General features: G+C 70.2%; 10 protein-coding genes. 6 read left to right on the top strand and 4 right to left on the bottom strand.

The window, feature by feature from the left end; translation table 11 throughout:
- Positions 1–492, top strand: a 492-nt coding sequence (locus LOY02_RS15755) for a flavodoxin-dependent (E)-4-hydroxy-3-methylbut-2-enyl-diphosphate synthase (protein WP_317183313.1), incomplete at its 5' end; no start/stop codon positions are given.
- A 54-nt stretch (positions 493–546) separates the two neighbouring features.
- The gene (locus tag LOY02_RS15750; protein ID WP_317183315.1) at positions 547–1,398 is read left to right on the top strand and encodes a GNAT family N-acetyltransferase; all 852 of its coding nucleotides are present in this window, start codon (positions 547–549) and stop codon (positions 1,396–1,398) included.
- 114 nt (positions 1,399–1,512) lie between these two features.
- Here LOY02_RS15750 and LOY02_RS15745 read toward each other — a convergent pair whose 3' ends face one another.
- Entirely contained in the window at positions 1,513–2,028 is a 516-nt protein-coding gene (locus LOY02_RS15745; protein WP_317183312.1) for a helix-turn-helix domain-containing protein, read from the bottom strand.
- Between the two features lie 73 nt (positions 2,029–2,101).
- Here LOY02_RS15745 and LOY02_RS15740 point away from each other — a divergent pair, with 73 nt between their 5' ends.
- A complete protein-coding gene (locus tag LOY02_RS15740; protein WP_317183314.1) occupies positions 2,102–2,749 on the top strand; it encodes a dihydrofolate reductase family protein in 648 nt (215 codons plus the stop codon).
- A 136-nt stretch (positions 2,750–2,885) separates the two neighbouring features.
- Here LOY02_RS15740 and LOY02_RS15735 read toward each other — a convergent pair whose 3' ends face one another.
- Entirely contained in the window at positions 2,886–3,731 is an 846-nt protein-coding gene (locus LOY02_RS15735) for a GNAT family N-acetyltransferase (RefSeq protein WP_317183311.1), read from the bottom strand.
- A gap of 139 nt (positions 3,732–3,870) precedes the next feature.
- On the opposite strand from LOY02_RS15735, the gene LOY02_RS15730 reads away from it, so the two are divergent.
- Together LOY02_RS15730 and LOY02_RS15725 are read left to right on the top strand one after the other, a co-directional pair.
- A complete protein-coding gene (locus LOY02_RS15730; protein ID WP_317183310.1) occupies positions 3,871–5,637 on the top strand; it encodes a proline--tRNA ligase in 1,767 nt (588 codons plus the stop codon).
- Positions 5,634–6,356: an HAD family hydrolase gene (locus tag LOY02_RS15725; protein ID WP_317183309.1), complete on the top strand. Its 723-nt coding sequence runs from the start codon at positions 5,634–5,636 to the stop codon at positions 6,354–6,356. The genes LOY02_RS15730 and LOY02_RS15725 overlap by 4 nt, the downstream gene beginning before the upstream one ends.
- 36 nt (positions 6,357–6,392) lie before the next feature.
- On the opposite strand, the gene LOY02_RS15720 is transcribed toward LOY02_RS15725, so the two are convergent.
- The gene (locus tag LOY02_RS15720) at positions 6,393–6,947 is read right to left on the bottom strand and encodes a CGNR zinc finger domain-containing protein (protein WP_317183308.1); all 555 of its coding nucleotides are present in this window, start codon (positions 6,945–6,947) and stop codon (positions 6,393–6,395) included.
- 25 nt (positions 6,948–6,972) lie between these two features.
- Here LOY02_RS15720 and LOY02_RS15715 point away from each other — a divergent pair, with 25 nt between their 5' ends.
- On the top strand, positions 6,973–7,758 hold the full coding sequence (locus LOY02_RS15715; RefSeq protein ID WP_317183307.1) for a TSUP family transporter: 786 nt from the start codon (positions 6,973–6,975) through the stop codon (positions 7,756–7,758).
- A gap of 49 nt (positions 7,759–7,807) precedes the next feature.
- Here the strand turns inward: LOY02_RS15715 and LOY02_RS15710 are convergent, their stop codons facing one another.
- Entirely contained in the window at positions 7,808–9,160 is a 1,353-nt protein-coding gene (locus LOY02_RS15710) for a TIR domain-containing protein (protein ID WP_317183306.1), read from the bottom strand.
- Positions 9,161–9,234: the final 74 nt, after the last annotated feature.

Raw genomic sequence — 9,234 nt, 5'->3', positions numbered from 1 at the left:
TTCCAGGGCACGATCAAGTCGGCCACGGCATTCGGCGCGCTGCTGTCCAAGGGCATCGGCGACACGATCCGCGTCTCCCTCTCCGCGCCGCCGGTTGAGGAGGTCAAGGTCGGCAGCCAGATCCTCATGTCCCTCGGGCTGCGGCCGCGCAAGCTCGAGATCGTCTCCTGCCCGTCGTGCGGTCGTGCGCAGGTGGACGTCTACACGCTGGCGGACCAGGTCACCGCGGGTCTCGAGGGCCTCACCGTGCCGCTCCGTGTCGCCGTCATGGGCTGTGTCGTCAACGGCCCGGGCGAGGCCCGCGAGGCCGACCTCGGCGTCGCGTCGGGCAACGGCAAGGGCCAGATCTTCGTCAAGGGCGAGGTCATCAAGACCGTCCCCGAGAGCCAGATCGTCGAGACGCTCATCGAGGAGGCCATGCGGATCGCCGAGGAGATGGGCGAGCCGGTCGACGAGGACTCCGCGGGCAACCCCACGGTCACCGTCGGCTGAGGCGGGCAGGTGCGTGAGCGGCGAGGTGACACGACGCGCTCGCCGGTGCAGAGTGTGGGGGTGCTCCGCCAACGCCTCCCGGTGCGCCCCCTGACGGCTGCCGACCGCGACGCCGCTCTCGCGTGGTGCGCTCGCGACCGGGTGTCCAACGTCTTCGTGGCCGCGCGCATCGTCGAGGGCGCGCTGCGGTCCAGCCCGGGATCCCTTCTCGGTCACTGGTCCGAGGGCAGGCTCGACGGGCTGGCGTGGGTCTCGGCGAATGTGGTCCCGGTGGGCCTCGACGACGTCGGCGTTGCCGACGTGGCCGCGCGCATCATGCGGCAGCGCCGGCAGGTCGCCTCGATCTTCGGGCCGAGCGAGCAGGTCGTCGGCCTGTGGAACCGACTCGGTCCGTCCTGGGGACCGGTCCGGGCGATCCGGGGCCACCAGCCCCTGCTCGCCACGTCGACGCGGCCGTCGGACCTCGGCGTGCCGGTCGATCCTCACGTCCGCCCGGCACGTCCCGACGAGGTGGCCGCGGTGGTCCCGGCCGCTGCCCACATGTTCACCGAGGAGATCGGCTACCCGCCGTACTTCGGCTCGGACCGGGGCTACCGCGCGAGTGTCGCTGCCCTCATCCGGCAGGGACACACCTTCGTCCGCATGGAGGACGGCGAGGTCATCTTCAAGGCCGACATCGGCTCGCTGGCCCTCGGGTGCGCACAGGTCCAGGGTGTCTGGGTGCACCCGAGGCTGCGTGGTCAGGGGCTCGCCGTGCCCGCGATGGCGGCGGTTCTCGAGCAGATCCTGGGCGGTCTCGCCGACGAGGTCTCCCTCTACGTCAACGACTTCAACGCGGCTGCCAGGGCGACCTACGACCGCTGCGGCTTCCGGGAGGTGGGCGCGTTCACCACCGTGTTGCTCTGACGCCGCCGACGGGACACGCCCGGTCCTTCGCATCCGACGAGTGATATTTCACGCTGAGCTGCGCATTTCCGGGCGTGTTGCCGCGGCGTGGCCAGGTCGGCTTCGACGACCTGCTCATGGCGTGGGGGACGGCCGGCCGGACGAGTCGACGCTGCAGGCGGCGGCATAGGCGGCCGCGAGACGCTCGAGCGGGCTCGGTCCACCCGGCCGCGTCGGCTCGCTCCCGAGGTGGCGGACGCGAAGCTCGTCCATGAGCTCGTCGATGAACGCCGGCCCCTCAGCCCGCATGAGCTCCTGCCGAGTCCGAAGCTCCGGGCTGCCGCCACGCCAGTCGAGGCCCCAGTTGCCGAGGACGAAGAGGATGGGGAGGGTCTGGATCCCCGCCTCGGTGAGGCTGTAACGCGCGCGCTGTCCACGCCCGGCGTCCTCCCGGGTCAGGATGCCCGCGGCGACGAGGCGCTTCAGCCGGTCCGCGAGGATGTTCGACGCGATGCCCTCGATCGAGCCCGTGAGCAGCTCCCGGAAGTAGCGTCGGTCGCCGAAGATGACATCCCGCAGCACGAGCAGGGACCACTGGTCACCAAGCGCCTCCACAGCGGCGTTGATCGGGCAGCCCGAACGCGGCTCCATGGAAATATCCCGTCGACGATGTCTGCGGCCCTCACTATAGTGCTTGCGAATTGCAACCACTAGGGATTGGAACATCATGGCTGTACGAGTCGACCTCAACATCTCGCTCGACGGGTTCGCGACGACGACGGATCAGACGCCCGAGAACCCCATGGGGGAGGACTGGTCTCGCCTCACCGCCGCCTACGCCGCCACCCGCACCTTCCGCGAGCGGGTCCTGCATGACACGTCGGGGGAGGGCACGACCGGGGTGGACGACACGTACGCGAGGGCATACTTCGCCGAGGTGGGCGCAGAGATCATGGGCGCGGCCATGTTCGGCCTGCACAGCTTCCCGAACGACCCGGACTGGCGAGGTTGGTGGGGCGACGAGCCACCGTTCCGGGTCCCGGTGTTCGTCCTCACCCACACCGCCCCCCGCCCGTCGATCGAGATGTCCGGCGGGACGACCTTCCACTTCCTCTCCGCGACCCCGGAGGAAGCACTCGATCGCGCGCGTGCGGCTGCTCAGGGCAAGGACGTGCGCATCGGCGGCGGCCCGACGGTGGTGCGGGACTTCCTCAAGGCGGGCCTCGTGGACCAGCTCCACGTGGCCATCGCCCCCATCCTGCTCGGACGAGGTCTCCGACTCTGGGACGAGCTGCGAGGTCTGGAGGCGGGCTACGACGTCACCGCCGAGACCGCCGAGAGCGGGACAGTGCACCTGACCTTCCGGAGGTGAGGGCGAGGCGCACCGGCTCGTGCGCGCCCGTGAAGGAATCCGACTCGGTCTCGTGAGGAGTCCACTTGCGACGGGCTCCGGGGGTGGAGCACCTCGCGGGGGGCACGGGGGGCGTCGCTGGCAGCAGCGTGCGTCGTCAGGAGAACTCGACAGTGAGGTGGTCGCCGATCCGCCTGTATCCGATCGCCTGGTAGATCTTGTTGCTCGTCGGGTTGGCCAGGTCGGTGAAGAGGAAGCAGGTCTCGCCCGCATCCATCCGGTCGGCGCTGAGCGCAGCGACGACCCCGCTGGCGTAGCCGCGACGGCGCAGCGACGATGGTGTCCACACACTGCTGATGCGTGTGACTCCGCCATTAGCGGGCGATGCGTACGCCATCGATACGGGCTGCCCGCCGTCGACCCAGAGCCCGACGCGACCGTCAGAGACGCGCCCGGCCAGGCTCGGGACCTTGACGGCCACGTGGGAGGTCGCGTCGACGAAGTCCTGGGCCCAGCGATCCACCAGCATGACGTCGTCAGGGGTGGCCCGGCGGTAGTGGCCCGACACGGCGAAGGGCAGGGTGGGCCGCACGGGCAGGTCGAAGGCGCCGGACTCCATGACCGTCTGCGCGCGCGACCCCCTGAGTCGGGCCCACGCGTCGCGAAACGCCTCCACCGGCTCACGCAAACCGCCGATTCCCGACAGCCGGTCGCCTTCTGCATCGAGCCGCTCCGCGAGCGAGACCGCCTGAGCGGGCGTCGCGACGGCAGCGTGCAGCGGGTAGGGCGGCGTGTGCATGAAGGCCGCGACGACTCGTCCGGCTGTGTCGCGTCCTGCCCACCAGCGCGGGCCCTGGTACCGCTCCGGGTCCGCGATGCAGGCGTCGGCCACGCTCGCGACGACGGACATCAGGGCGGGCTGGCTCGCGATGAGTCCGGCGAACCACGTCTTGGCCTCGGCCGGATCGGCCGTGCACGTGAACGTCAGGGAGGTGAGCGGCATACGGCCAATGTGCCATCGGCGTCCCTCCTGGGCACCCGCTTTTCACCGCGATGACGAGCTCGGGAAACGGAGGCGAGCCGATAGCCGCACGGCAGATATCCTTCCGTCGTCAACGTCACCGCCGAAGGAGCCAGCACCCGTGGTCCTGCACATGTCGTCCCTGTTCCTGCGAACCCTGCGCGAGGACCCGGTGGACGCTGAGGTCCCGAGCCACCGGCTCCTCGTCCGGGCGGGCTACATCCGCCGGGTCAGCCCCGGGGTCTACACGTGGCTGCCGCTCGGGCTGCGGGTGATGCGAAACGTCGAGCGGATCGTCCGTGAGGAGATGGACGCCATCGGCTCGCAGGAGCTGCTCTTCCCGGCCCTGCTGCCCAAGGAGCCCTACGAGGTGAGCGGCCGCTGGACCGAGTACGGCGACAACATCTTCCGGCTCAAGGACCGCAAGGGCGCCGACCACCTCCTCGGGCCGACCCACGAGGAGATGTTCACGCTCACGGTCAAGGACCTCTTCAGCTCGTACAAGGACCTGCCGCTGTCGATCTACCAGATCCAGACGAAGTACCGCGACGAGGCGCGCCCGAGGGCGGGGCTGCTGCGCGCGCGGGAGTTCGTCATGAAGGACAGCTACTCCTTCGACATCGACGAGGCGGGGCTCGACAAGAGCTACCAGGCACACCGGGACGCCTACGTCCGGATCTTCGACCGGCTCGGCTTCCACTACGTCATCGTCCAGGCCATGGCCGGGGCCATGGGCGGGTCGAAGAGTGAGGAGTTCCTCGCCACCGCCGAGGTGGGGGAGGACACCTACGTCCGCTGCACGAGCTGTGGCTACGCGGCGAACGTCGAGGCGGTGCGCGTCCCGGCGCCTGCGCCGGTCGGGTGGGACGGGGTGCCCGCCGCCCATGTCGAGGACACCCCCGAGACCCCGACGATCGAGACCCTCGTCGACCACCTCAACGAGCACTTCCCCCGCGACGACCGGCCCTGGACGGCGGGGGACACGCTGAAGAACGTCGTCGTCATGCTGCGCCACCCGGACGGCACGCGCGAGCCGCTCGCCATCGGCGTCCCGGGCGACCGGGAGGTCGACGAGAAGCGCCTCGGCGCCCAGGTCGAGCCCGCCGAGGTCCAGGCCTTCGATGAGGCGGCCTTCGCGGAGCATCCCGGCCTCGCCAAGGGCTACATCGGTCCGGGTGCGCTCGGTCTCGAGGGCACGACCGGGATCCGCTACCTGCTCGACCCGCGCATCGCTCCCGGCACCCGCTGGGTCACCGGCGCCAACGAGCCCGGGCGCCACGTCATCGATCTCGTCGCCGGACGCGACTTCGAGGGAGACGGGACGATCGAGGCGGCCGAGGTGCGCTTCGGCGACCCCTGCCCGAACTGCGACCACGTCCTCGAGGGGGCGCGTGGCATCGAGATGGGTCACGTCTTCCAGCTGGGCAAGAAGTATGCCGAGGCCCTCGACCTCCGGGTCCTCGACGGCAACGGCAAGCTCACGACCGTCGTCATGGGCTCCTACGGGGTGGGCGTCTCACGTGCCGTGGCCTGCGTCGTCGAGGGCAACCACGACGAGGCGGGCATCATCTGGCCCCGTGAGCTCTCGCCGGCCGACGTCCACATCGTCGCCGCGGGCAAGGACGAGCCGCTCTTCACGGCCGCAACCCAACTCGCGCATGACCTCGAGGCGCACGGCCTGAGCTGCATCGTCGACGACCGCCGTGGGGTCAGCCCCGGGGTGAAGTTCAAGGACTCGGAGCTCATCGGCGTGCCGACCATCATCGTCGTCGGCCGCGGCCTGGCCGACGGGAAGATCGAGGTCAAGGACCGTCGGTCTGGCGAGCGCCGTGAGGTGGCTCTCGGCTCCGCTGTCGAGTCCGTCCTCGCCGAGGTGCGTGGCTCGTGACCGGAGCCGTCAAGGCAGTCATCTTCGACTGGGGCGGCACGATCACCCCGTGGCACACCGTCGACCTGCGGGCCCAGTGGACCGCCTTCGCCGACGGGGCCGGCACGGTGGCGTGCGCCCGTGACGACCTCGCCGCCACGTTGTATGCCGCTGAGGACCTCGCGTGGAAGCGTGGGCGTTCCGAGGGGCTGAGTGCTCGCCTGCACGAGATCCTCGAGTCCTGCGGGCTGCCGCTCGGAGACCCCCGCACGGAGGCGGGAGTCGCGGCCTACCACGCCTTCTGGGAGCCGCACACCTTCACCCACCCTGCCATCGGGCCACTGTGGGAGTCCTTGCGCTCCAAGGGGATCCGTATCGGGGTGCTCTCCAACACGATCTGGGACCGGGACCATCACCGCGGCATCTTCGAGCGCGACGGGGTGCTCGACCTCATCGATGCCGACGTCTACTCGAGCGAGGTGGCGTGGGTGAAGCCCCGGGCGGAGATCTTCGCCCACGCCGCGGAGGCCGTGGGGGTCGCGCCCGCGGACTGCGCCTACGTGGGTGACCGGTCGTTCGAGGACGTGCACGGTCCCCAGCAGGTCGGGATGCGGGCGATCTGGATCCCGCACTCGACGATCCCGGCGGAGCAGCAGGTCTCCCACGAGGCCACCCCCGACGCCGTGGCCCACGACCTGGCTGACATCGAGACGATCGTCGACGCCTGGAACCTCCCCTGACGTCTCAGCCACGGGGCTCCCGGGACGGAGCGGTGCTCAGGCGACGGAGGATTCGCGGCTCCGACTGGCTGGCCGGCCCGCACGCTCGCGATGGCGCCGCACGCCGTCCCGGCTCGCGCATCGGGGGGAGCAGAAGCGTTGGGTGCCGTTGCGGGAGACGTCTGCATACACCCGCTCGCACCCTGGGGCGGCGCAGCGGCCGAGCCGGTGCATGCCACGCCCCGTGAGGTGAAGTGCCGTGCCCATCGAGATGAGGGTCGGCAGGATGACGGCGAGGGTCTGGTCGTCCGGGCGGTAGTGAACGTGCCACACGCCGTCCTCGTGGTCGGTCAGTCGTGGCGGCGAGACGTGAGCGGCAAGGAGGCGGTTGAGTCGATCCGCGCGCTCGCGTGCGGCGGTGGCGTCCACGACGCGCACCCACTGGTCGAGGAAGGCATCGACGCGCCGCAGGACCTCTGCCGTCGACGGACGCTCGAGGACGACCCCTGCCTCGCGGCAGCGCCGGTCGAGCTCGGCGGCCGTCGCGGGCCGGTCGTTGGCCAGATTCTCGGCCAGCAGGACCGGTTCCTGCCCGTAAGGGTTGATATGCACAAGACCATTACACCACTCTGGGCCGGTGACTGAACAGCTGACCCCGACCCTGCTCGCCTTCCTCGGCCTTGCGGCCCTGGCGGCGGGGTGGATCGATGCCGTGGTGGGTGGCGGAGGTCTGGTCCAGCTGCCGGCCCTGCTCATCGGTATCCCGTCGGCGACCCCGGCCCAGCTGCTCGCCACCAACAAGGTGAGCTCGATCTTCGGCACGGCGACGAGCTCGGTCACCTTCTTCCACCGCGTGGGGGCAGACCTGCGCACCGCCCTTCCCATGGCGGCCGTCGCCTATCTCGGCGCCATCGGCGGCGCGGTGATCGGCCTCAACATCCCGAAGTCTGCCTTCAACCCGATCATCCTCGCGCTGCTTGTCGTCGTCGGCGCCTACACCCTCTTCAGACCCGATCTGGGCCGTGAGTCGATCCGACGCTTCCACGGTCACAAGCACGTCGTGCTCGCGATGCTCACGGGCTTCGTCATCGGCGTCTACGACGGGGCGCTCGGGCCCGGCACCGGCTCCTTCCTCGTCTTCGCGCTCGTCGGCCTGCTCGGCTACACCTTCCTCGAGGCGAGCGCGAAGGCGAAGATCGCCAACTTCGCGACGAACCTCGGGGCGCTCACCGTCTTCGCGCCGCTCGGGCACGTCCTGTGGCAGGTGGGTCTCGTCATGGCCCTGGCCAACATCGCGGGAGGCTACCTCGGCGCGCGGACCGCCGTCGCCCTCGGGAGCGGCTTCGTCCGGGCCGTCTTCGTCGTCATCGTCGTCGCGTTCATCATCCGGATCGGGGGCAGCCTCCTCGGCTGGTGGGGCTGAACCGCCGGGGGAGTCGGGTACCTCCCTGCCGCGCGATGTGGCAGGGACCTCACGGCAGGGCGATGGCGAACTCCCGGAAGGAGGCCGTGATCGGCGTCGTGGCCTGGTGGGCGATCAGGCCGACCCTCGTGTAACCCGGATCGCGCGGGTGGGCTCCGAGATCGGCCCAGTTCTCTCCGTCGTCGACGCTGTACCACGCGCTCACCTCATTGGGTCGGACCGAGAAGCTGAGCACGATCTCACCCGTGTCCGCAGGGAGCTTCTTCGCGTAGTTGTCGCCGACCAGTGAGCCGTCCTTGACCCGATCGAAGTAGAGCCCGTCGCCGACGCACACGCCGTCGTCGTCGCAGAAGGACCTGCCGAACTGGAGCCGGTCCCCATCCGGGTTGGGTCCGGTGAGGATGAGTCCCGCGAACTGGAAGTTGCTCGATGGGGTGAAACGGACCACCGTCGCGACGTCGTAGTCGTCACCCGCCCAGGCCGCGTCGCGCAGGAGGACGTTGCGCATCGGCGGGCTCTGCTGGGCGGTGATCTGGAGCCAGCCCGGCTCGGCGGTGAGGCTCCAGCGAGCAGGATCCTCGTTGACCCAGGTCCAACCCGAGTAGAGCGGGACGTCGAACTCGTCGACGAAGATGTCCGTGTCCGGAGCGCCCGAGGGGGTCTCGGAACCGGACGGCGTCGCCGGTGCGGTGCTCGTGATGGCTCCGGCGGGCGCTGTCGCCGCGGTTCCGGCAGCAGGGGCTCCCGGGTCGCTCGTGGTGCCCCTCCACAGCAGGCCTCCGGCCACGACGGCCGCGACGAGCAGGACGGCTGCGCCGACGATCCAGCGCCGTTGCCGCCAGAGTGGCAGGGTCGCCGTCGACCCGGCCGACGGGGCGGACGACGGGGGTGTCGGGAGTGTGGGGGGTGTCGCGGGCGTCGACGGGGGTGGGGTCCACCTGTCCGTCATCGTGGCACCGGTCCCTGCAGCACGGTGCTCGTCGGCCCCGGTGGCCGCCTCGCGGTCGAGGAGCATCCGCACGGTCGTTGCCAGGTGGTCGAGGTGCTGCTCCAGGGGCGGGGTCATCGCGTCGAGCCAGTGCGCGTCGGAGATGAAGTACTCCAGCGAGGGGGAGGGCACGACGTCCTCGACCCGGAAGGGAAGGATGGGCACGCCGTGGCTCACCGAGCGCTCGATCTCCCTCTTGACGTGTGGGGAGTGGTTGGAGTTGTCCGAGAAGACGAGGACGGTCAGGCGGGTCGAGCTGATCGCCGAGACGATGGACTCTGCGTAGTCGCTGCCGGGAACGACGTCGCGAGGGGCGATCCAGCACCTGATCCGGTGCTGTTCGAGCGTGGAGCAGATCGCCGTGGCGATCGTGCGGTCCTCGGACGCGTGGCAGATGAAGACGTCGTGGCTCATGATGACCTCCCGTGGTCGGCCTCCGTCTGGCTGCCCTGCCGGACGTTGCCCTGCCGGGCGTTGCCCTGCCGGGC

Origin of the sequence: Intrasporangium sp. (assembly GCF_032907665.1) — a bacterium.
In the GTDB taxonomy this organism is placed as follows: domain Bacteria; phylum Actinomycetota; class Actinomycetes; order Actinomycetales; family Dermatophilaceae; genus Intrasporangium.
Note: the sequence above shows the minus strand (reverse complement) of the source record. Positions and strands in the feature narration are given on the sequence as shown.